The sequence below is a fragment of the Nitrogeniibacter aestuarii genome (assembly GCF_017309585.1).
GTDB lineage: Bacteria > Pseudomonadota > Gammaproteobacteria > Burkholderiales > Rhodocyclaceae > Nitrogeniibacter > Nitrogeniibacter aestuarii.
On record NZ_CP071321.1, the window covers coordinates 1,426,259 to 1,446,940 of the forward strand.

At 62.2% G+C, this 20,682-nt stretch carries 21 protein-coding genes; 14 read left to right on the plus strand and 7 right to left on the minus strand.

Going from position 1 to position 20,682, the window contains the following annotated elements; genetic code table 11:
* Nucleotides 1–105: 105 nt before the first annotated feature.
* Genes J0W34_RS06575 through J0W34_RS06585 form a run of 3 tightly spaced genes read left to right on the plus strand, consistent with a single transcriptional unit; the run spans nt 106 to nt 2,043 of the window.
* Entirely contained in the window at nt 106–552 is a 447-nt protein-coding gene (locus J0W34_RS06575; RefSeq protein ID WP_230971120.1) for a hemerythrin domain-containing protein, read from the plus strand.
* Nucleotides 549–806 (plus strand): DUF2249 domain-containing protein, encoded by a 258-nt coding sequence (locus tag J0W34_RS06580; RefSeq protein ID WP_227816988.1) that lies wholly within the window; start codon nt 549–551, stop codon nt 804–806. The genes J0W34_RS06575 and J0W34_RS06580 overlap by 4 nt, the downstream gene beginning before the upstream one ends.
* Complete coding sequence (locus tag J0W34_RS06585) at nt 793–2,043, plus strand: hypothetical protein (RefSeq protein WP_230971121.1); 1,251 nt, start codon at nt 793–795, stop codon at nt 2,041–2,043. Before J0W34_RS06580 ends, J0W34_RS06585 begins: the two co-directional genes overlap by 14 nt.
* Here J0W34_RS06585 and J0W34_RS06590 read toward each other — a convergent pair.
* Nucleotides 2,031–2,723, minus strand: coding sequence for a Crp/Fnr family transcriptional regulator (locus J0W34_RS06590; protein WP_230971122.1), 693 nt, complete (start codon nt 2,721–2,723; stop codon nt 2,031–2,033). The genes J0W34_RS06585 and J0W34_RS06590 overlap by 13 nt on opposite strands.
* Before the next feature lie 115 nt (nt 2,724–2,838).
* On the opposite strand from J0W34_RS06590, the gene J0W34_RS06595 reads away from it, so the two are divergent.
* Genes J0W34_RS06595 through J0W34_RS06605 form a run of 3 tightly spaced genes read left to right on the plus strand, consistent with a single transcriptional unit; the run spans nt 2,839 to nt 4,962 of the window.
* A complete protein-coding gene (locus J0W34_RS06595) occupies nt 2,839–4,020 on the plus strand; it encodes an NnrS family protein (RefSeq protein WP_269144645.1) in 1,182 nt (393 codons plus the stop codon).
* 10 nt (nt 4,021–4,030) lie between these two features.
* Nucleotides 4,031–4,402 (plus strand): SirB2 family protein, encoded by a 372-nt coding sequence (locus J0W34_RS06600; RefSeq protein ID WP_230971124.1) that lies wholly within the window; start codon nt 4,031–4,033, stop codon nt 4,400–4,402.
* 20 nt (nt 4,403–4,422) lie between these two features.
* Nucleotides 4,423–4,962 (plus strand): hemerythrin domain-containing protein, encoded by a 540-nt coding sequence (locus J0W34_RS06605; protein ID WP_230971125.1) that lies wholly within the window; start codon nt 4,423–4,425, stop codon nt 4,960–4,962.
* A 43-nt stretch (nt 4,963–5,005) separates the two neighbouring features.
* On the opposite strand, the gene fnr is transcribed toward J0W34_RS06605, so the two are convergent.
* On the minus strand, nt 5,006–5,749 hold the full coding sequence (fnr, locus tag J0W34_RS06610; protein ID WP_230971126.1) for a fumarate/nitrate reduction transcriptional regulator Fnr: 744 nt from the start codon (nt 5,747–5,749) through the stop codon (nt 5,006–5,008).
* Nucleotides 5,750–5,877: 128 nt separating this feature from the next.
* On the opposite strand from fnr, the gene hemN reads away from it, so the two are divergent.
* The 3 genes from hemN to J0W34_RS06625 all read left to right on the plus strand — a co-directional run bounded on the left by hemN (nt 5,878) and on the right by J0W34_RS06625 (nt 8,494).
* Nucleotides 5,878–7,269 carry an oxygen-independent coproporphyrinogen III oxidase gene (gene hemN / locus J0W34_RS06615; RefSeq protein WP_230971127.1) on the plus strand — a complete coding sequence of 464 codons (1,392 nt, stop codon included), beginning with the start codon at nt 5,878–5,880 and terminating at the stop codon, nt 7,267–7,269.
* Nucleotides 7,270–7,324: 55 nt separating this feature from the next.
* Nucleotides 7,325–8,032, plus strand: coding sequence for a sulfite exporter TauE/SafE family protein (locus J0W34_RS06620; protein ID WP_227816981.1), 708 nt, complete (start codon nt 7,325–7,327; stop codon nt 8,030–8,032).
* Nucleotides 8,033–8,110: 78 nt separating this feature from the next.
* Nucleotides 8,111–8,494 carry a rhodanese-like domain-containing protein gene (locus J0W34_RS06625; RefSeq protein ID WP_230971128.1) on the plus strand — a complete coding sequence of 128 codons (384 nt, stop codon included), beginning with the start codon at nt 8,111–8,113 and terminating at the stop codon, nt 8,492–8,494.
* Here J0W34_RS06625 and J0W34_RS06630 read toward each other — a convergent pair.
* Nucleotides 8,485–8,901 carry a MerR family transcriptional regulator gene (locus J0W34_RS06630; protein ID WP_230971129.1) on the minus strand — a complete coding sequence of 139 codons (417 nt, stop codon included), beginning with the start codon at nt 8,899–8,901 and terminating at the stop codon, nt 8,485–8,487. The two genes, J0W34_RS06625 and J0W34_RS06630, sit on opposite strands and share 10 nt — an antisense overlap.
* A gap of 82 nt (nt 8,902–8,983) precedes the next feature.
* On the opposite strand from J0W34_RS06630, the gene J0W34_RS06635 reads away from it, so the two are divergent.
* Both J0W34_RS06635 and J0W34_RS06640 read left to right on the plus strand, forming a co-directional pair.
* Nucleotides 8,984–11,389, plus strand: a complete 2,406-nt coding sequence (locus tag J0W34_RS06635) for a heavy metal translocating P-type ATPase (protein WP_230971130.1) — start codon at nt 8,984–8,986, stop codon at nt 11,387–11,389.
* 21 nt (nt 11,390–11,410) lie between these two features.
* On the plus strand, nt 11,411–11,617 hold the full coding sequence (locus J0W34_RS06640) for a heavy-metal-associated domain-containing protein (RefSeq protein ID WP_227816977.1): 207 nt from the start codon (nt 11,411–11,413) through the stop codon (nt 11,615–11,617).
* Here the strand turns inward: J0W34_RS06640 and J0W34_RS22275 are convergent.
* Entirely contained in the window at nt 11,581–14,544 is a 2,964-nt protein-coding gene (locus tag J0W34_RS22275) for a bifunctional diguanylate cyclase/phosphodiesterase (RefSeq protein ID WP_331001536.1), read from the minus strand. The genes J0W34_RS06640 and J0W34_RS22275 overlap by 37 nt on opposite strands.
* Before the next feature lie 143 nt (nt 14,545–14,687).
* On the opposite strand from J0W34_RS22275, the gene ppa reads away from it, so the two are divergent.
* Nucleotides 14,688–15,212, plus strand: a complete 525-nt coding sequence (gene ppa, locus J0W34_RS06660) for an inorganic diphosphatase (protein WP_227816976.1) — start codon at nt 14,688–14,690, stop codon at nt 15,210–15,212.
* 44 nt (nt 15,213–15,256) lie between these two features.
* Here ppa and J0W34_RS06665 read toward each other — a convergent pair whose 3' ends face one another.
* Nucleotides 15,257–16,390, minus strand: a complete 1,134-nt coding sequence (locus J0W34_RS06665; RefSeq protein WP_230971131.1) for a GNAT family N-acetyltransferase — start codon at nt 16,388–16,390, stop codon at nt 15,257–15,259.
* A gap of 228 nt (nt 16,391–16,618) precedes the next feature.
* On the opposite strand from J0W34_RS06665, the gene J0W34_RS06670 reads away from it, so the two are divergent.
* Nucleotides 16,619–18,235: an NAD+ synthase gene (locus J0W34_RS06670; protein ID WP_230971132.1), complete on the plus strand. Its 1,617-nt coding sequence runs from the start codon at nt 16,619–16,621 to the stop codon at nt 18,233–18,235.
* Between the two features lie 39 nt (nt 18,236–18,274).
* Nucleotides 18,275–18,613, plus strand: coding sequence for a P-II family nitrogen regulator (locus tag J0W34_RS06675; RefSeq protein ID WP_227816973.1), 339 nt, complete (start codon nt 18,275–18,277; stop codon nt 18,611–18,613).
* A gap of 62 nt (nt 18,614–18,675) precedes the next feature.
* Here J0W34_RS06675 and J0W34_RS06680 read toward each other — a convergent pair whose 3' ends face one another.
* Nucleotides 18,676–19,668 carry a Smr/MutS family protein gene (locus tag J0W34_RS06680; protein ID WP_230971133.1) on the minus strand — a complete coding sequence of 331 codons (993 nt, stop codon included), beginning with the start codon at nt 19,666–19,668 and terminating at the stop codon, nt 18,676–18,678.
* Nucleotides 19,669–19,671: 3 nt separating this feature from the next.
* Nucleotides 19,672–20,628 carry a thioredoxin-disulfide reductase gene (trxB, locus tag J0W34_RS06685; RefSeq protein ID WP_227816971.1) on the minus strand — a complete coding sequence of 319 codons (957 nt, stop codon included), beginning with the start codon at nt 20,626–20,628 and terminating at the stop codon, nt 19,672–19,674.
* Nucleotides 20,629–20,682: the final 54 nt, after the last annotated feature.

Sequence of the window (20,682 nt, forward strand, 5' to 3'; positions counted from 1 at the left end):
CCTTTTGTCATCGAGTGGGCAGTCCGGTTGATGCCGGTCAATGTCGGGCGAGCCCAAATCGCCAGAATGGGCCATAACCCCAGTGACATTTTCGGAGTCAATCCAATGAAACCTCTGGCCCAGACCATGCGCCTAGACCATGCGCGATGCGATCTGCTTTTCTCCAAAGCGGAGGCCGCCGCGGAAGACGCCCGCTGGCCCGACTGCCATGCGCAGACACATCAGTTCGTCGAGGCCTTGCTGCAGCATTTCGCGCTCGAAGAGGATGTGCTCTTTCCCGCCTTCGAGCGGCGCACCAGCATGACCGGTGGGCCCACTCAGGTCATGCGTAGCGAGCACGACCAGATGCGCCAGCTGGTGGCCGCACTCAATGACGCCGCGAGCTCTCAGGACGCTGACGCCTTCGCCGACGCAGCAGAAACCCTGCTCATCCTCATGCAGCAGCACAACATGAAGGAAGAGAACATCCTCTATCCCATGGTCGAAGATTCCGTCGGCGCCGAACCCGACGTTCAGGCCGGCGTGGAGTCGCTGGCGCAGGAGGCTGCATGATGAGCCCGACGCGCACACCCGATCTCGTTGTCGATGCACGTGCCATGCTCCCGCCAGAACCGCTGGAGCGCACGCTGGAGGCGCTCGATGCGCTACCTGAGGGCGGTACCTTGCTGCTGATCATTCCGCGGCAGCCCGCGCCGCTCTACGACATGCTGGTGAACAATGGCTACACCTACGAGGTAAAGACACGCGACGACGGCGCCTTCGACATTCTGATACGCCAGGCTGATCAGGCTCATGGCGACGGCTGAACTGTCCTTCGAGCAGGCGCCACCACTGTCCGTACCCCTGCGGTTTTTCTATGGCGCGCCGATCTTTCTGTTTTTGGCCGCCCTGTTGATGATGTTCCGGTTCGATCAGGTGTTCGTGTCGCGCTGGACGCCGCAAACGCTGGCGCTCACGCATCTGGTGACGGCGGGCTTCATGTTGCAGGTCATGCTCGGTGCGCTGTTCCAGCTCATGCCGGTCGCCGCGGGGGCCAATCTATGGCGGCCCCACTGGTTGGTATGGCCCGTGCATGTGGGGAGCTTCGCGGGGGCACTGGGCCTGGCGTGGGGGTTCTACGCCAGTCATGGGGCTTGGCTGGCGGCTGGCGGCGTGTTGCTGACGCTGGCGGTGCTGGTGTTCATGCTTGCCTCGGCCCTGGCGCTGCTGCGCACCCCGGCCCGTGGGCCGACAGTCTCCGCGTTGCGTCTGGCGGTTCTTTGGCTGGGGGTGACCGTCGCGATCGGTCTGAGCATGGCCGCCGCACGTGGCGGTTATCTGGGGCTTGAGCCGCTGCAATGGTCGCAGCTTCACGTGGCCGGTGGTCTGGTCGGCTGGGGTGGTCTGCTTGTGGCCGCGACGGCCTATCTGGTGGTCCCCATGTTTCAGCTGACGCCCGCGTATCCGGCGTGGTTCAGTCGAGCCTTCGCCTGGGCGCTCGCTGGCGCGCTGGTGCTCGGTGCCGCAGCGACGCATCCGTTGGCGTGGATTCCGGCCGTCGTCATGGTCATGGGGTTTGCGGTGATGACGCTCGACCGGCAGCGACGGCGGCGTCGCGCCAAGACCGACCTGACGCTGAGCCTGTGGCGCCAGGCCATGAGCTGCGTCCTGCTCGGGGGGGGGCTGTCACTGCTTGTCCTGCTGGGGGAAAACGATCCACGCATCAGCGTGGCGGCCGGTGTGCTGGTGCTGTACGGGGCGTTCGTGTCGCTGATTGCAGGCATGCTCTACAAGATCGTGCCCTTCATCCTCTGGCTGTTCCTGCAGCCGCGCCTGTCACAGGTGCCGCCCATGACGCGCATGCTCAATCAGCCGCTCATGCGCTGGCATTGGTGGGTGCATTCCGGTGGGCTGGTGATGGCCGGACTGGCCGCTTTCTGGAGCCCGATGGGGCTGGGGGCAGGGGTTGCCATCGGTGCGGCCAGCCTGCTCCTGCTGGCCCAGCTCATGCGCGTCGGGCGTCATGCCCAGCGCGCACTGGCGACGCTCTCTCAGCCGTCGTAGCGGCTGAGTTTGGCCACGTCATGCAACATGATCTGCTTGCCCTGGACCGTGATGAGCTTGTTTTCCGACAGATCGTGGAAAACCCGCGAGAGCGTTTCGGGCGTGAGATTGAGGCGGGAGGCAATCACCTGCTTGCTGGTGGGCAGATCGATGGTTTGCTCGCCTTCCTGACACGGGGCCGCATGCGATTGCTGAAGCAGATAGCCAATCACACGCTGGGTGCTCGAGCGCAGGGAATAGGATTCCACGTCGCGTACCATGCTGTGCAGCCGGATGGCCATACCGGCGAGCATGCGCCGGGCAAACCCGGCATCGTGCTCGATCTGATCGAAAACAGCCTCGCTGCTCACGTGCAGCAACAAGGTGTCGCCCAGGGATTCAGCGAAAACGGGGTAGGGCCGGTCCATGAACATCACCGCTTCGCCAAAGCTCTGATGCGCACCCAGAATCTCGACCACCTTCTCATTGCCCTGCGGCGAGGAGAAGGCGAGTTTCATCTGGCCAAAGATGACGTAATAAAACCCTTGGGGGTGGTCGCCACGCTGGAAGAGCATTTCGCCCTTCTTCAGACGTTTCTCGCGCGTGTTCTCTGCAATCTGCTCGATGTCCTCGGCCGACATGGCACTGAACAAGGGCATGCGGCTGAGCAGCCCGGGGATGTCGATCTTGTTTTGGCTCATGGGTCCAACCTTTGTTGATCCGCGAGACTCTAACACGCGGGATTGATCTCTATTTTGATCTTGTTTAACTCACTGACTGTGCCTGAAAAACATGACTGATGCACCCGCCCAACGAATGATCCTCTTCGCAACACCGCATCGAGGAATGTTTTTCACCGGCATGCTACAGAGCGTGCTGGTGATGTTGCCCTGGTGGATCGAGCTGGTCTTGCGCACGCGCGACGGGGGGCTTGACTGGCCATGGCCTGCCGTGTGGTGGCATGCATTGATGCTCATTTACGGGGTGTTCCCGTTCTTCATCTTCGGGTTCTTGTTGACCGTCATACCGCGCTGGCAGAATCAGCCGGATCTTCCGCGCCGTGACTACGCATGGATCTGGGTGGCGCTGACCACCGGGTGGCTGTTGCTTTACGCCGGCTTCGTGGTCCCGGCGCTGCGTGTGGGGGGGCTGCTCGTGGTTGCGTGTGGGTGGGCTGGCGTGTGCGTGCGTTTGCTGCCGATTGCACTTCTCCCCGGACGCGGGCGCCTGCATGCCATGCCCGCGTGGCTGGCGCTCTTTGCCGGCTGGGTGGGCTGGGTCTTGCTGATTGGAATGGCGCTAGATGGAGATGGTCGTTGGGCTCTGTGGGCCATCGACATCGGATTGTTTGCGTTCCTGCTGCCGATCTTTCTGTGCGTGTGTCACCGCATGGTGCCTTTCTTCTCGAACTCGGTACTGCCCGATTACCAGATGGTTCGCCCGGCCTGGGCGCTGTGGGTGCTGCTGGCCGGTGCCGTCCTCCACGGTCTGCTGAACCGGATGGATCTGGCGGCGTGGCGCTGGCTTGTTGATCTGCCGATGGCGGTGCTCGGGCTATGGCTGAGCTCGCAGTGGCGTCTGTTCGACAGCTTTAAGGTGAAGCTGCTGGCCATGCTGCATGTGGGCTTTGCCTGGTTCTGGATCGGCATGGCCTTGTTCGGGCTTCAGTCCCTGCTGCCGTGGTTCGGCATCAGTGCCCTGGGCCTGGCACCGGTGCACGCGCTGGTCATCGGCATGTTTTCGGTACTGGTCATCGGCATGGTCTCGCGGGTCACTTTGGGGCACTCGGGCGCGCCACTGGCTGCCGACGGGCTCACCTGGTATCTGTGCTGGGCGCTGCAGCTGGTGGTCGTTGTCCGCATTCTGGCCGAGTTGATGCCGGGGCGTTCCCTGTGGCTGGTGGCGGCCTCGACCGGGTGGCTGTGCGTGTTTGTGCTGTGGACTTTGCGGTATCTTCCAAGCTTTGTCCGTCCGCGCGTGGATGGAAAAGCCGGATAGGAAACTAACGATGTACATGGCCTTGAAACACCTGCACATGACATGCGTCGCATTGAGCCTGCTGGGCTTTGTGGTCCGTGGGTTCTGGATGATGACGGAGGCGCCGCAGCTCAAGGCGAAGCTCAGTCGCGTATTGCCGCACGTGGTCGATACGGTACTGCTGGGGAGTGCGATCGCGCTCGTGAGTTACTACGACGCGGTGCCCGACTGGGTGTGGGCGAAGGTGGTCGGCTTGCTCATCTACATCGTCCTCGGTACCGTAGCACTGAAGCGTGGGAAAACGCGCCAGGTACGGATCGCTGCATTCGTGCTGGCCTTGATCACGTTTGGCTGGATCGTGTCGGTGGCGCTCAGCAAGTCATCCGCCGGCTTCTTCGCTTGAGTTTCGGAGTCTAAAAGAGCATGACCGAATCGCTCATTCCTGTGGCGCCGGCCTTGGACGAACCGCTTGAAATCCTGTCCGCCTGCCACGGGCGGGTGAGGGCGAATCTTCAGACGCTGGACCGGCTCATTCGCTGGCTGCCCGATCACGGCGCTGACAAGGATGCGCAGCAGGCGGCAATCAATGTCATGCGCTACTTCAACCTCGGTGCGATGAACCATCACCAGGATGAAGAAGAGGATTTGTTCCCGGTGCTGCTCGAACGCTGCCCGGCGAATGTCCGCCAGCGCATCCGGCGCCTGGTTGCCTGGATCAAGGACGACCATCGCGCGCTGGAAGCCACCTGGGCGCAACTGCGTGAGCAGCTTGTGATGGTGGCGTCGGGTGACAGTGATCAGCTCGACGCAGACGTGGTGGCAAATTTTTCGGCGCAGTACCTCAATCACCTCGATCGGGAAGACAACGAGCTGTTTCCGCTGGCAGCCAATATTCTGACCGACGCGGACATCCGTCAGATGAGCGAGCGGATGCGGGCACGGCGAACCGGTAGCCATCAATGAAAACGGGCGCCAGAGGCGCCCGTTTTCATTGATTGAGGCTCAATCAGGCACTCGACTGATTGTTGAGCAGGGCCTTGAGGCCATCGATATCCAGGATCTTGATGTGTTTTTGCTGCACCGAAATCAGCCCCTGATCCTGGAAACGGGAGAAGGCCCGAGATACGGTCTCCAGCTTCAGACCGAGGTAGGAGCCGATTTCGTCGCGCGTCATGCGCAGGTGGAATTCGGCTGCGGAGAAACCGCGTGCAGTGAAGCGCTGTGACAGGTTGATCAGGAACGCTGCCAGGCGCTCCTCGGCACGCATGGACCCGAGCAGCATCATGACGCTGTGATCGCGCACGATCTCGCGGCTCATCACCTTGTGAAACTGGTGTTGAAGTGACTCGACCTCCCGTGACAGCTCTTCGAGCTTGTCGAAAGGAATGATGCACACTTCACTGTCTTCGAGCGCCTGCGCATCGCAGGTATGGTTCTCGGTGCTGATGCCATCCAGACCCAGAATCTCGCCGGACATCTGGAAGCCGGTGACCTGATCCCGCCCGTCCTCGAAGAGCACGTTGGTCTTGAAAGACCCGGAACGCACAGCGTAAATGGCCTCGAAATGATCGCCGGCGCGGTAGAGGTGCTGGTGACGCTTCACCTTTCGACGGCTGCCGATGAGTTCATCAAGCTGCTCGATCTCGCCGTTCTCGAGTCCAAACGGCAGGCATAACTCCTGCAGATTGCACTGGGAACAGGCGGTTTTCAGGTCCGCTGCCGTGACCTTGATGATGGCGCCGCGTTGCATTCAGCTCTCTCTCCGTCTTACTTCCAGTTGCTTGTTCCGGGGCTGTCCGGCAAGCCCCGTTGATCCACGTCAACTCAGTTGGGGCGGGTTTTTGAGATGGTAGGCTCCAATCGAGGAAGCCGCAAATCATGGACAACCAGAAAGAACTTGTATTCGACCCGAACCTGATCCGCAAATTCGACGTCAATGGCCCACGCTACACGTCGTACCCGACAGCGGACCGCTTCGTCGAAGCCTTCAATGCCGACGCGCTAACCGATTGGCTTGGACAGCGCGCGGGCGGGGGGTTGAGCCGACCCTTGTCATTGTACTTCCACATTCCGTTCTGCAACACCATTTGCTACTACTGTGCCTGCAACAAGATCATCACCAAGGACCACAGTCGTTCCGCCAAGTATCTGAAATACCTGGCGAAAGAAGTGGCCATGCAAGCGGCTGCCCTTAATGGAAGCCGGGAGGTGATCCAGCTCCATCTGGGCGGTGGTACGCCCACTTTCCTGTCGCATGACGAAATGCGCGAGCTCATGACCATCGTGCGACAGCATTTCACGCTGTTGCCCGACGGCGAATATTCGATCGAGGTGGACCCGCGCAAGGTCGACTACGCCACCGTGGCGATGCTCGCAGAAGCAGGTTTCAATCGTATGAGCATCGGCGTGCAGGATTTCAACATCGATGTTCAGCGAGCGGTCAATCGGGTACAGAGCTTCGACGAGACCAAGCTCGTGCTTGATGCCGCGCGCGAAACGGGTTTTCAGTCGATCAGCATGGACCTGATCTACGGCTTGCCCAAACAGAATGTGATCAGCTTCAATCGCACACTGCAGCAGGTGCTTGAACTGTCACCCGACCGCATTTCACTCTACAGCTACGCTCACCTGCCAGGGCTGTTCAAACCCCAGCGGCGCATCGACGCGGCCGACATGCCCAGTGCCGACACCAAGCTCCAGATCCTTCAACTGGCCATTCGCCGGCTGACCGAGGCGGGCTACGTCTACATCGGCATGGATCACTTCGCCAAGCCGGACGATGAACTGGCCATCGCCCAGCGCCAGGGCCGGTTGCATCGAAACTTTCAGGGCTACAGCACGCACGCCGAATGTGACCTGCTGGCCTTCGGTGTGTCGGCCATCGGCAAGATGGGCCCAACGTATTCACAGAACGTGAAAACGCTCGACGAGTATTACGACGCCCTCGATCAGGATCGCCTGCCTGTGCTGCGCGGTATCGAGGCGACCCAGGACGATCTGCTGCGCCGTTCGATCATTCAGGCGTTGATGTGCCACTTCGAGCTGTCGATTCCTGCGCTCGAACAGGCGCACATGATCGATTTCAAGAGTTACTTCGCGGCCGAACTCGAAGACCTCCGCGCCATGGCCAAATCGGGCCTGGTGACCGTGGGTGACGAGTGGCTCACCGTCGAGCCTGCCGGGCGCCTGCTGGTGCGTGGCATTGCCATGGTTTTCGACAAGTACCTGCGCGCCGATCGCGAACGGGCCCGCTACTCCAAGGTGATCTGACGCTGGGGCAGGTCGCGTGCTAGGCTCGCGGCCTGTCGTCTCGTTCTGATGTCCCATGCCCGAAACCGGTTACTTCGCTGTCTTTCTCATTGGCCTGCTCGGTGGAACGCACTGCGTCGCCATGTGCGGCGGGATTGTGGGCGCGCTGACCGTTCAGATCCCCGGGCAGGTCAAGCGCCAGTGGCCGATCCATCTCACCTATAACCTCGGCCGCATCACCACGTATACGGCGCTCGGGGCCCTGCTCGGGGCCATCGGCTCGGTGGGCTTGTTGTTTGACAACTTTCTGCCGGTCCAGATGACGCTGTATGTGCTCGCCAACGTCATGCTCGTGGCACTCGGCCTGTACCTCACCGGTTTCACCAAGTTGCTGGCTCCCATCGAAAAAGCAGGGCATGGCATCTGGAAGCGTGTTCAACCACTCACCCGGCGTTTCCTGCCGGCGCGTGGGCCAGCGCAAGCCTTTCCGCTCGGATTGCTGTGGGGGCTGATTCCGTGCGGGCTCATCTACTCGGTGCTTGCCACTGCACTGGTCACCGGGTCGGCGGCCCGAGGGGCAGGGTTGATGCTGGCCTTCGGTCTTGGCACCTTGCCCAACCTGTTGCTGGCCGGCATGTTGCTCAAGCGTCTGAGAGGTATCACGCGCAATACTTGGGTGCGCACGGGCTCCGGCATTCTCGTCCTGGCGTTTGGCGTCTATGGCCTGATCAACGCCCCGACGCTGGGTGCGGCCTTGTGGAGTGGGGTGGTCTGCCACACCTGAAGGGAAAGGGCACTGCGGCGCACGACATGGAAAGGCGCGCTATCATGTCTATATTCAGTTTCTCTAATGGAGTAAGCCGTGGCCAAAACCAGTCATGACCTCGTCGTCGAGGCCAAATCCAAGATCAAGGAAGTGTCCGTGGTCGACGCCCGCGAAATGATCCAGAGCGGCGCGGTCGTGCTCGATGTGCGCGAACCTGGCGAATTCGAGAACGGGCATGTACCGGGCGCCATCAACTTGCCGCGCGGTCTGCTGGAATTCAAACTGGCCGCCACCCCCGAACTCAATCAGCCGGACACACCCATTGTGGTCTACTGCAAGACCAGCGGTCGCTCTGCGCTGGCCGTGGCAACCCTGGCGGACATGGGCGTGACCAATACCGTGAACATGGGTGGCGGCTACGATGCCTGGGCCGAAGCGGGTTATCCGACCGACAAGCCGCCCGCAATCGATTACAACTGATCGGCCGGCTCGTCCGGATGGGCGAGCGTATGCAGGATGGGGCAGGGCTGGGCCTCGCTGCCATGCGCGCAGCAGATCACCAGCTCGGCCAGGGCCTGCTTCATGGACTGGAGTTGTTCGATCTGCGCTTCGATGCGGATCAGTTTTTCAGAGGCGATCTGTCTGGCCAGCGTGCGGTCCTCGTGCTCGTCGAGATCCAGCAGCTCGGCAATCTCGTCGAGCGAAAATCCCAAGGCCTGAGCGCGCTTGACGAAGCGCAGGCGGGAGAGCACGTTCTGGTCGTAGCGGCGGATGCTGCCGCCGGGTAGCGCCGGCGTGGGCAGCAGACCGCGTCGCTGGTAGTAGCGTACGGTCTCGACCCCGACGTCGGCCGCCTTGGCCAACTGGCTGATGGTCATCGATGACATGCGAACCCCGTTGAAAGTGTGTTGACTCTGTACTCAGGTACGGAGTTTAGACTCATATCCATTGAATGGTTCGGAGTTCATCATGAACGCACCCCAACCCCTGGCCACTGCACCACAGCAACTGGATCTGCCCATTGAAGGCATGACCTGCGCTGCCTGCGCTTCGCGCATCGAGCGTGTTCTCAACCGATTGCCGGGCGTGGACGCTCAGGTCAATCTTGCCGCCGAGCGCGCGCGCGTCCGCATCGATGGCAGCGAGACGGACCGTAACCAGGTGGTCGACAGCATTCGCAAAGCGGGTTTTCAGGTGCCTGACACGCACCAGGAACTGGCGATCGAAGGCATGACCTGCGCCGCCTGTGCCACCCGTCTGGAAAAAGTCCTGGGCCGGGTCGATGGCGTCGAAGAGGCAACCGTCAATTTCGCCACCGAAACAGCGCAGATGCACTACCGGCCCTGGGACGTGGTCCTATCCGACATCTTCGCTGCCGTCGAGAAGGCGGGGTTCACGGCGCACCCCCACGGCGACGACAGCCGCACACAGGAAAAAGCCCGCAAGGTCGCCCTGTGGACGGCTGAGCGTAACCGGTTCTTCATCGCGCTTGTGCTTACCTTGCCGCTCGTGGCGCAAATGCCGTTCATGTTCTTCGGTGACGGCGGGCATGACCTGATTCCGCGTGGTTGGCAATGGGTGCTGGCCACGCCGGTGCAATTCTGGATCGGCGCGCGTTTCTATCGGGGGGCGTGGTCGGCGCTGCGCGGCGGCGGTGCCAACATGGATGTGCTCGTGGCACTCGGCACCTCCATGGCCTACGGTTTCAGTGCCGTGGTGACGGCGCTGGGACTGCATCAACACCATGTGTATTTCGAGGCCTCGGCAACCATCATCACCCTGGTGCTGATGGGCAAACTGCTTGAAGCCCGCGCCAAGGCGAAAACGGCAGACGCAATCGAATCCCTGGTGCGTCTGCAGCCGCGCACGGCGTGGGTGGAGCAGGACGGCCAGCTCGAGGAAGTGTCCGTCGACAGCCTCAAGCCGGGGCAGGTGTTCGTGGTGCGTGCCGGCGACAGCGTGCCGGTCGATGGCGAGGTGGTTTCGGGCCGGTCAGCGATTGATGAATCCATGCTGACCGGCGAGAGTTTGCCAGTGGGCAAGAGCGCAGGTGACAAGGTGTTTGCCGCGACGGTCAATGGCGAGGGTGCGTTGCGTTGTCGAGCCGAGGGCGTCGGCAGCAACACCTTGCTCGCGGGCATCATCCACATGGTGGAACAGGCACAGGGGTCCAAGGCGCCGGTGCAGCGCCTGGCCGACAAGGTGTCGGCGGTCTTCGTGCCCGCGGTTGTGGGGCTTGCGGTGCTGACGTTCATCGGTTGGTGGCTCGTGGCCGGAGACGCCGTGCAGGCGCTGGTGAACGCGGTTGCGCTGCTGGTGATCGCCTGCCCGTGTGCGCTGGGCCTGGCAACGCCCACGGCAATCATGGTGGGCACCGGGCAGGGGGCGCGAGCGGGCATTCTGGTCAAGAACGCCGAGGCGCTCGAGCGCGCGGAGAAGCTCGCGGTGCTGGCAGTGGACAAGACCGGCACGCTCACCGAAGGCAAGCCGGCGGTTGTCGACGTGCAGACCTTTGCCGGTTTTGAGCGCCAACAGGTGCTCCAGGCAGCGGGGGCGCTCGAAGCGGTGAGCAGCCATCCTCTGGCGCGGGCCATCGTGGCCGCCGCAGGTTCGACGGCTGCGGCCGCCGAGGTCGATACCGTGCCGGGCAAAGGGCTTCAGGGTGAGATCGACGGCCGTCTGTGGCGGGTCGGCAGTCCGGATTTCCTGCGAGAGCAGGGTGTTGATGTCCCGGGGGAGGCGATCGAAGCGCTGGTCCGCGCCGGGCGCACGCCGGTGGCCGTCGGTGCCGATGACACCCTGGCCGCCCTGATTGCCATTGCCGATCCGGTCCGCGAAACGTCGAAGGCGGCTGTCGCTCGATTGCAGGCCGAGGGGGTTCGCGTGGTGATGCTCACGGGCGACCACCCGGGTACGGCTGCGGCGGTGGCGGGCGCGGTGGGCATCGATGATTATCAGGCCGGCGTGATGCCTGGCGACAAGGCTGCAGCGGTGGCAAGGCTTGCCTCCGACAAAGGGCTGGTCGGCATGGCGGGCGACGGCATCAATGATGCGCCGGCGCTGGCGGCGGCCGACGTGTCCTTCGCCATGGGCGGTGGCTCGGATGTGGCGCTGGATGCGGCCGATGTGACGCTGGTGCGGAACGACCTGAACAGCGTTGCCGATGCCGTGGATCTGTCGCGGGCAACGCTGGCGAAGATCCGTCAGAACCTGTTCTTCGCATTTTTCTACAACGCGCTGGGCATCCCGCTCGCCGCGTTGGGTTTTCTCAATCCGGTGGTGGCCGGTGCCGCGATGGCGGCCAGTTCGGTGTCGGTGGTGAGCAATTCGCTGCTGCTGCGTCGCTGGCAGCCGGGGCGTGGTAGTCGCCGCTGACTATCAGCAAGGAGTTCAGTCATGGAAACAGCACAGTTCAAGGTCGAAGGCATGAGTTGCGGCGGATGCGTCAAGGGCGTGACCGCAGCGCTGTCGGCGGTTGAGGGCGTGACCGATGTCAAGGTCGAGCTGGAGGCCGCTCAGGCGACGGTGCAGTACGACCCGGCCAAGGCCACGGTCGCCCGCTTGCATCAGGCGGTGGAGGACGCAGGCTTCGACGTGGCCTGATAGTGCAGATCGATCTGCATCTGACGGAAGTCGGTGCGTGACAGGGGTCTGGCGTAGAGGTAACCCTGCGCAAGGTCACACCCCAGTTCGCTCAGGAAGGCTTCCTGGGCTTCGGTTTCCACCCCTTCGGCAATCACCTTCATGTCGAGGTTGTGACCGATGCCGATGATGGCCCGGGTGAGGTGGGCGTCTTCCTTGTCGTCGGGGAGGTCGTCGATGAACGAGCGGTCAATCTTGAGTTTGTCGAGCGAGAAGCGCTTCAGATACCCGAGTGAAGAGTAACCGGTGCCGAAGTCGTCGATGGCGAGTTTGACGCCCAGCGACTGCACCGCCTTGAGCGTTGACGAGACGTGGTCCTGGTTGGTCATCAGGGCGCTTTCGGTGACCTCGAGCTCCAGCAGGTCCGGCGGGAAGCCGGTTTCGCTGAGTGCTTCGAGGACAACGGCGTCGAACTGGCCACGGCGCACCTGCATGGCCGATACATTCACAGCAATGGTGATGTCGGGAAGCCCTTCGTCGCGCCATTTCTGGCCATTGGCGCAGGCCTGGCGAAGAATCCAGGCGCCCAAGGGCACGATCAGGCCGGTCTCTTCGGCAATCGGGATGAACTGATCGGGTGGAATCATGCCGCGCTCGGGGTGGTGCCAGCGCACCAGCGCCTCCGCGCCGACCAGCTGACCGCTGCGCAGGTCGAACTGGGGCTGGAATGCGAGGGCAAATTCATGGCGCGACAGGGCACGCCGCAGATCGTTTTCCAGTTCCAGACGCAGCTGAGCGCGTTCGTTGAGTTCGCTGGTGAAGAACTGATACCCGTTGCGGCCGTTTTCCTTCGCGTGATACATGGCGGCGTCGGCGTTCTTGAGCAGGATGTCGCGGTTGTCGCCATCCTCCGGAAAAACGGTGATGCCGATGCTCGGGGTGATGGTCAGCTCATGCCCGTCCAGATAGAAGGGGGCGGCCAGTGACGAAATCATCTTGGAGGCGATCGTCGCTGCGCGCCCGGGCGTGTCCAGCTCGGTGAGCAGCACCACGAACTCGTCACCCCCGAGGCGGCTGACGGTGTCGCTGCCGCGCACGATGCCGCTCAGCCGGTGTGCCACCTGGCGAAGCAGTTCATCGCCCACGGCGTGTCCCAGTGAGTCGTTGATGTTCTTGAACCGGTCGAGATCGATGAACAATACGGCCAGATGGTGACCATGGCGGCGCGCGGACAGGATGGCACTGGCCATGCGGTCGAGCAGCAGGACCCGGTTCGGCAGGCTGGTCAGGGCGTCATATTCAGCCAGGTGGCGGAGTCTTTGTTCGGTTCTCTTCTGGTCAGATATGTCGGAGATCGAGACCACGAAATGGGTGGCATGGCCGGCGTCGTTGGTGACTTCACCCACCGAGACCCATGCCGGGTAGGCGCTGCCGGAAGGGCGGACCAGTTCCAGTTCGCCGGTCCAGTGGCCTTCGCGCTGGATTTCGGCCGCCGTGGTCAGCCAGATGCGGCTGTCGGTAAAGCCGTCGGTCAGTAGGTCGGCGCAATGGCGCCCGATGAGGCCCGAGCGAGTGAAACCGCTGATGCGCTCGAGTGCCGGATTGACCGAGACGATACGGAAACGATGGTCAAGGATGGCAATGGCCTCCTTGCTCGCTTCGAACACCTGGGCGGACAGCCGCAGTTCCTGCGCGTTTTCGCTCAAGGCCCGGTTCCGGCTGGCAATGTCGGTGTGGTAGTGCTGAAAACGCGCTTCGATCCAGCGATAGAAGAGCACTGACAGCAAGATGGCAATCGTGGTGACTGCCAGCATGATGAGCGCAGTGAGCCGAAAATCATTCGCCGTGGCGGTCGAGATGGACTGGCGTTCTTCGGCAACCAGCGCGTCGATCTGGTCGAGCGGTGAGATCGAAACCAGCGTCCATCCCCATTCGTCGGGCATCGAGGCATAAGCCAGATAGCGACGCGACGGCTGGGCGCTGGTCGGTGGTACCTCGAATTTGACAACGCCGCCACCGCGCAGGCTTGCGTCCGCAAACCGGCTCACGTTTCGTAGCAGTGGGTGCGAGTTTTCGGCGAGGGCGGCACGCATCAGGGGGGCTGGCGCCGCAATGAGATGGCTGTCCCGGTCAAGCACCATCAACACATCGCTGTCGACGCTGGAGCCCGAGGCCGCTTTGTTGTTTGCGCGCGCCGAAAGCTGCTCGAGCATGCGGGTACGGAGGCTGGCGTAGGCCGCATGAACGAATTCGCTGTTGCCAATCGTCCAGCCCAGGGGCTCGACGATGCGAACGTAGGCGACGGCGTCGGCCATGGCTTCATTTTCCCCGCGCGGATGCCACCGGAAGCGAACGGAATGAGCCGCGTTTTCATCAGCGGCAATACGTCGGAACTCATCGGCAAAGGCGAGCCCCGTATCGTCCCGCAATCCGGTGAGATGCTGACCCTCCAGCTGGGGCGCGAGCGGAAAATGCAGTGCTGTTCCGTCCTGTCCAATGACGAACCCGGTACCCGCGCCATCAAGATTACGTAGTGGCCGAATGGCCTCGAGAATGAAGGTTTCGATCTGGGCGGGGGCTATTTCCCCCTGGACGGCATGGTAGAGCGCACTGATGAGGTCATGTTGCTCGTCGGTGCGCTGGCGCAATGCGTCCTGAAGATCGGCCGCGAAACGGGCTCGATGGGTCTTGAGCTCCTGACTCAGGTAGTCGATCTCGCCGGCCAGCAGTCGTTCGCGATTGGCGATGGCGCGTTCGGCGATCTCACGGATCTGGTCCGAGGTGGCTTGCTGGTGACGATAGACATAGTAGGCGCCCATGCCGATGACCAGACTGAGCACAAGCGTCATCATCCCGCCGAGGATGACCCGGGGGAGCCAGCGTTCGATGCCGGTGGTGCTGTCTGTCTGCCACGCCGCACGAGGCGGGCTCTCAGGCGGCTGCCTCAATCCGATGTCTCCTGTGAGCGTGGTGTGTTTGGGGAGCCATTTCGTTTTTACGACATCGGGGCGGGGGACTTGAGCCCGTGAGCGTTCGGCAAACTGGCCGCCAGCGCGTATAATCGCGACAATTTTTCAACGGGAGGGGAAGCATGGGCTTCGATCAAGTCAAGGCCGGCAAGGACGTGCCTAACGACATCAACGTCATCATCGAGATCTCGGCTCAGGGCGAGCCGATCAAGTTCGAGGTGGACAAGGATAGCGATTGCATTTTCGTGGACCGTTTCATGGGCACGAGCATGCGCTACCCGGTCAACTACGGCTACGTGCCGCACACGGTGGCTGGCGACGGTGATCCGGTCGACGTGCTGGTGGTCACCCCGTTCCCGCTGCCGCCGGGTTCCGTGATCCGTTGCCGCCCGGTCGGCATCCTGAAGATGGAAGACGAGTCCGGTATCGATGCCAAAGTCGTCGCCGTGCCGGTGTCCAAGCTGACCCCGCTGTACGACAACGTCCAGACGACGGACGATCTGCCCGAGCTGCTGATGAAGCAGATCGCGCACTTCTTCGAGCACTACAAGGATCTCGAGCCCGGCAAATGGGTCAAGGTCACCGGCTGGGGCTCTGTTGAAGACGCCCGTCAGGAGATTCTGACCGGTATCGCCAACGACAAGTAATCGCGTCGTTCGCCATGTAAAAAGCCCGCGGATCCGCGGGCTTTTTATTGTCCGTCACTGTGTCGGAAGGGTTGCCGTTCGTTGAGTTCGTCCAGGTACAGCGAGACGCCATGACGTTCCCGGCGCAGGAAGTCGTCAATGGCGTTGGCGAAGCGTGGCTCTCGAATCCAGTGCGCTGAGCATGTGGGGGTCGAGAGCAGACCGCGCGAGAGTTTGTGCTCGCCCTGGGCGCCGCCTTCGAAGCGTTTGAGCCCATGGCGAATCGCATGTTCGATGGCCTGGTAGTAGCAGGTTTCGAAATGCAGGCAGGAGACATCCTCCATGGCGCCCCAGTAGCGTCCATAGAGGGCTTCGTCGTCTTGCAGAAACCAGGCGCAGGCGATGGCGGTGCCGCCACGATGGGCGACGACCAGTCGTGTCTGATCGGGCATGGATGCATGCAGACGCGCAAAGAAATCCTTGTTCAGATACGGCATGGAGCGGCGTATGGCGTAGGTGGTCGCGTAGCACTGGTAGAAGAAATCGAGCAGATCCTCGCCAATCTGGTCACCGGAGAACCATATGAACTCGATCCCGGCGTCGCGCACCTTGCGCCGTTCCTGTCGGATCTTCTTGCGCTTCTCCCGGGTCAGTGACTCGAGAAAACCCTGAAAGTCGTCATAGCCGGGGTTCTTCCAGTGAAACTGAACACCCTCGCGAATCATCATGCCGGCACCGGCCAGCAAGGCAGCTTCTTCCCGGGTGGGAAACAGGACGTGGAAAGACTCATGCCCGCCCGACTGGATCGACTGCATCAGCGCAGCGACCAGATTCTGTCTGTGCATGGGCGAGGCACCCAGGACCCGTCGCCCGGGAACCGGCGTAAATGGTATGGCGCTGAGCCATTTGGGGTAGTACGTCAGGCCGTGTTGCTCATAGGCCTGGGCCCAGGCCCAGTCAAAGACATATTCACCCCAGGAATGCTGCTTTTCGTACAGGGGCATGGCGGCCACGAGCGTCTCCCCCTCCCACAGCGTGGCATGGTGCGGAGACCAGCCGGAGTCGCCACCGACGGCGCCACTTTCCTCCAGGCTCGACACGTAGGCATGGGACAGACACGGCTGAGCGCCCGCCAGTTCATCCCACGCTGTCGCGCGGAGATCGGCCAGGCGGGTGATGAAGCGAAGCTCAGAAGTCATGTGGCGCAGTGATTCCGTTCAATCGAGCATGGACCGGTCGTTCGGAGTGGTGGTTCCCGCTGCCTCATTTTTAGGCAGCGGAAAAATTCCCAATCCGATCATTGTCGGGCCGGTTTTATCCACCCATTATCCACAGGCTTGTGCACGCGTGCTGTGAATAAACCGAAATCGCTCGAACGCCTTTGTGGCGGGCACAAAAGACCGCGCTGACGGTATAGTTACACCGATATGAACACATCCCTCGCCATTGCCGTCGCCCAGATCAATCCGGTCGTGGGCGACCTTGCCGGAAATTCCCGACTCATCCTCGATGCCATGGCCGAAGCCCAGGCCGGCGGGGCGCGACTGCTGCTGACGCCGGAGCTGTCCCTGTGCGGCTATCCACCAGAGGATCTGTTGCTGCGGCCTGATTTTTTCGAAGCCTGTCAGTCCGCCGTCGAGGCGCTGGCTCGCCAGACGGGCGACATGGCGGTGATCGTCGGGCTGCCCGATTTCGACGAGTACGGGCGCTACAACGCGGCTGCCGTGCTTCGGCATGGGCGCGTGGTGGCGCATTGCCGCAAGCAGCGCCTGCCCAATTACGAGGTATTCGATGAAAAACGGTACTTCGATGCGGCCACCGAACCCTGTGTCTTCGAACTCGACGGCGTGCGCTGCGGCCTGCTGATCTGCGCGGATCTGTGGGGCCCGGCACCGGCGGAAGGGCTGGTGCGTGCGGGGGCTGAACTCATACTCGCGATCAACGCATCGCCGTGTCACCTGGGCAAGCAGCAGGAGCGCTATGCCGTGGCCAGGGCGCGTGTGGCTGAAACCGGGCTGCCGGTGCTCTACGCCAACATGGTCGGCGGTCAGGATGAACTGGTGTTCGATGGTGCCTCGTTTGCCATGCAAAGCGACAGCACGCTGGCGTGGCAGGCAGCTTCCTTTGAATCGAATGTGACCGTGTTGAATTTCGATGCAGGGCGCTGGGCGGCCGCGCCGATTACACCGCTGCGCAGTGTCGAAGACGAGGCCTACACCGCCATGGTCGTCGGTGTTCGGGACTATCTGGGCAAGAACGGTTTCCCAGGTGCCATCATCGGCCTGTCGGGGGGTGTCGATTCGGCGCTGACACTGGCCGTGGCCGTCGATGCGCTCGGCGCCGACCGGGTGCGGGCGGTGATGATGCCGTCGCCGTACACGGCGCAAATGAGCCTGGATGACGCGGCCGATATGGCCCGGCGTCTGGGCGTGCGCTACGATATCCTGCCCATCGAGCCCGCCATGAAGACCTTCCAGGGCATGCTCGCCGAGCAGTTCGAAGGGCTTGCGGAAGATACGACCGAAGAGAACCTGCAAAGCCGCATCCGGGGCATGCTGCTCATGGCCCTGTCCAACAAGACCGGTTCGATCGTGCTGACCACCGGCAACAAGAGCGAGATGGCCACCGGCTATGCAACGCTGTATGGCGACATGGCGGGGGGGTTTGCCGTGCTCAAGGACCTCTACAAGACACTGGTGTATCGTGTTTCGCGCTGGCGCAACGAGCGATCGGAGGTGATGCCGGTCAACATCATCGAGCGGCCACCATCGGCAGAACTCAAGCCTGACCAGGTGGATCAGGATACCTTGCCGCCCTACGAAATCCTCGATGCCATCATCGAGGCGTACATGGAGCGGGATGAATCTCCCCGCGAAATTGTTGCGCAAGGGTATGATGAAGCCATCGTTCGTCGCACCGTCACGATGCTCAAGCGCAATGAATACAAGCGCCGCCAGGCACCCGTCGGCATTCGCCTGACCCGGCGAGGCTTCGGTCGGGACTGGCGCTATCCCATCACAGCCCGGTATCAAGACCCCTATTGACGGCCGGCGACTTACCAACCAGAACCTAGGAGATGAGCAATGAAGAAGATTGAAGCGGTGATCAAGCCCTTCAAACTGGATGAAGTCCGCGAGGCCCTGTCCGAAGTCGGGATCACCGGCCTGACGGTGAGCGAAGTCAAGGGTTTCGGTCGTCAGAAGGGGCATACCGAACTGTATCGCGGCGCTGAGTACGTGGTGGATTTTCTGCCCAAGATCAAGGTCGAGATCGTGGTCGCGGATGACACCGTGGACCAGGCCATCGAAGCTGTCGTGAAAGCAGCTCACACCGGCAAGATCGGCGACGGCAAGATTTTTGTCACCCCGGTCGAGCAGGTGGTGCGTATCCGTACTGGCGAGACCAACGAAGACGCCATCTGAGCGTCTTGCGCGCATGCAAGAACGGCCGCGTTTGCGGCCGTTTCTGTTTTTCCGGAGTCCTGTCAGCGCGTGCGCTTGTCCGCCGCGCGCAGCAAGACCCTCAGGGCGCCGCCGCCGCCTTCGTGGGCCCTGGCCTGGCAAAAGGCCAGAATCTCCTCGCGTTGGGCAAGCCAGCCCTTCGATAAGTGTTTGAGAACGCCGACCTTGCCCGGCGAACGCAGTCCCTTGCCATGCACGACGCGCACGCAGCGCCAGCCCTTGATCAGGGCGCGCGCGAGAAATTCACCCAGTGCGCTACGGGCTTCATCCCGTGTCAGTCCGTGAAGATCGATTTCGCCCTGAACCACCCAACGGCCACGGCGAAGATCGGCCAGCACCCGTCGCGGGATGCCGGGGCGGAGAAAGACAGCTTCCTCGCCGATATCGAGTCGATCCTCAAGCGAAAAGGCGTCGAGACTCTCTTCGAGCACGGCTCGTTGGTCTGCCTCGTGCTGACGCGGTGCCGGCACGGGAGGTAGCGGCTCGACCTCGATACGATTTCGGTCTTTGAGCGGTTGTGTCCCCAGAGCGAGCCAGCCGAGCACATCTTCGGGATCAAGCACCTCTTTGGGTGCAGGTAATTCTCCCGGATCGGGCTTGGCGCTACCGTCGTTTTCGGCCAGGTTGCGGTCCGGCAGCGGGGACACGTCGTGCATCATGTGACGGAACCATGCGGATTCGTCGGCAGGCGGTGGCGGTCGATCAGCTGTCTGGGCAGGGGTGTCCTGCTCATCGGGCTGTGGCTGCCGCGGCACGGGGGCCGGGCGCGTGGTTTCGATTTCCGCCCGATTGAGTTTATTCAGCGGTTGGGCGCCGGCGACGGCGGCACGGAAGAGGGCTGTCTCGTCGTCTTCCGATCGTTCGGCTTGCGCCTTTGGCGTTGTCTTGCGGACTTGAGGTCTGGCCGCGGGTTGCGCGGCATTTGCCTTGAGTTGCTTGAGCGAGGCGAAGCGGTTGTCCGCCAGCCGCGCCGGGCGCTCCCCCGTTGCAGGCGGCGTCCGGCGCTTTTTTGTCATCGATCAGGCGACGCCGAGGCTGTCCAGGTAGCGTTCGGCGTCGAGCGCGGCCATGCACCCGGTGCCGGCGCTGGTGACCGCCTGACGATAGATATGGTCTTGCACATCGCCCGCGGCGAAAACACCCGGGATGCTGGTGGCCGTGGCGTTGCCTTCGCGGCCGCCATGGGTGACGATGTAACCGCCTTCCATTTCCAGCTGGCCTTCAAAGATGTCGGTATTCGGCTTGTGGCCGATGGCGATGAAGACACCCATCAGTTCGATGTCTTCAGTCTCGCCGGTCTCGACATGCTTGAGGCGCATACCGGTCACGCCCATGTTGTCGCCCAGCACCTCGTCCAGCGTCGAGAAGAGCTTGAGCTCGATCTTGCCGGCGGCAACCTTCTCCATGAGTTTGCCCACCAGAATCTTCTCTGCGCGGAAGGTGTCGCGGCGGTGCACCAGCGTGACTTTGCTGGTGATGTTGGCCAGATAGAGGGCCTCTTCCACCGCGGTGTTGCCACCACCGACCACGGCCACGGGCTTGTTGCGATAGAAGAAACCGTCGCAGGTCGCGCACGCGGACACGCCCTTGCCCATGAAGGCCTCTTCCGAGGGCAGGCCGATGTACTTGGCAGTGGCGCCCGTGCAGATGATGAGTGCATCGCACGTGTATTCGCCCGCATCGCCAACCAGCCGTATCGGTTTTTCGTTCAGGTGCGTGGTGTGGATGTGATCGAAGACCATCTCGGTTTCGAAACGCTCCGCGTGCTTCTGGAAACGCGCCATCAGATCCGGCCCCTGAACACCGTCCGCGTCGGCCGGCCAGTTGTCCACATCAGTGGTCGTCATGAGCTGGCCGCCCTGAGCCAGGCCGGTGATCAGCACCGGATTGAGGTTGGCGCGGGCTGCATAAACCGCAGCGGTGTAGCCGGCGGGACCGGAGCCGAGAATGATCAGTTTTTCGTGACGCGTGCTCATAGGAAACTCTTCGGGGGGATACGGTTCATGGGAAGCGTCCGATTATAGCCCGCA

Excerpts from the sequence above, each read along its gene's own strand:
- J0W34_RS06575 (WP_230971120.1), top strand. The coding sequence starts at position 106 with ATGAAACCTCTGGCCCAGACCATGCGCCTAGACCATGCGCGATGCGAT.
- J0W34_RS06580 (WP_227816988.1), top strand. The coding sequence starts at position 549 with ATGATGAGCCCGACGCGCACACCCGATCTCGTTGTCGATGCACGTGCC.
- J0W34_RS06585 (WP_230971121.1), top strand. The coding sequence starts at position 793 with ATGGCGACGGCTGAACTGTCCTTCGAGCAGGCGCCACCACTGTCCGTA.
- J0W34_RS06590 (WP_230971122.1), bottom strand. The coding sequence starts at position 2,723 with ATGAGCCAAAACAAGATCGACATCCCCGGGCTGCTCAGCCGCATGCCC.
- J0W34_RS06595 (WP_269144645.1), top strand. The coding sequence starts at position 2,839 with ATGATCCTCTTCGCAACACCGCATCGAGGAATGTTTTTCACCGGCATG.
- J0W34_RS06600 (WP_230971124.1), top strand. The coding sequence starts at position 4,031 with ATGTACATGGCCTTGAAACACCTGCACATGACATGCGTCGCATTGAGC.
- J0W34_RS06605 (WP_230971125.1), top strand. The coding sequence starts at position 4,423 with ATGACCGAATCGCTCATTCCTGTGGCGCCGGCCTTGGACGAACCGCTT.
- fnr (WP_230971126.1), bottom strand. The coding sequence starts at position 5,749 with ATGCAACGCGGCGCCATCATCAAGGTCACGGCAGCGGACCTGAAAACC.
- hemN (WP_230971127.1), top strand. The coding sequence starts at position 5,878 with ATGGACAACCAGAAAGAACTTGTATTCGACCCGAACCTGATCCGCAAA.
- J0W34_RS06620 (WP_227816981.1), top strand. The coding sequence starts at position 7,325 with ATGCCCGAAACCGGTTACTTCGCTGTCTTTCTCATTGGCCTGCTCGGT.
- J0W34_RS06630 (WP_230971129.1), bottom strand. The coding sequence starts at position 8,901 with ATGTCATCGATGACCATCAGCCAGTTGGCCAAGGCGGCCGACGTCGGG.
- J0W34_RS06635 (WP_230971130.1), top strand. The coding sequence starts at position 8,984 with ATGAACGCACCCCAACCCCTGGCCACTGCACCACAGCAACTGGATCTG.
- J0W34_RS06640 (WP_227816977.1), top strand. The coding sequence starts at position 11,411 with ATGGAAACAGCACAGTTCAAGGTCGAAGGCATGAGTTGCGGCGGATGC.
- ppa (WP_227816976.1), top strand. The coding sequence starts at position 14,688 with ATGGGCTTCGATCAAGTCAAGGCCGGCAAGGACGTGCCTAACGACATC.
- J0W34_RS06665 (WP_230971131.1), bottom strand. The coding sequence starts at position 16,390 with ATGACTTCTGAGCTTCGCTTCATCACCCGCCTGGCCGATCTCCGCGCG.
- J0W34_RS06670 (WP_230971132.1), top strand. The coding sequence starts at position 16,619 with ATGAACACATCCCTCGCCATTGCCGTCGCCCAGATCAATCCGGTCGTG.
- J0W34_RS06675 (WP_227816973.1), top strand. The coding sequence starts at position 18,275 with ATGAAGAAGATTGAAGCGGTGATCAAGCCCTTCAAACTGGATGAAGTC.
- J0W34_RS06680 (WP_230971133.1), bottom strand. The coding sequence starts at position 19,668 with ATGACAAAAAAGCGCCGGACGCCGCCTGCAACGGGGGAGCGCCCGGCG.
- trxB (WP_227816971.1), bottom strand. The coding sequence starts at position 20,628 with ATGAGCACGCGTCACGAAAAACTGATCATTCTCGGCTCCGGTCCCGCC.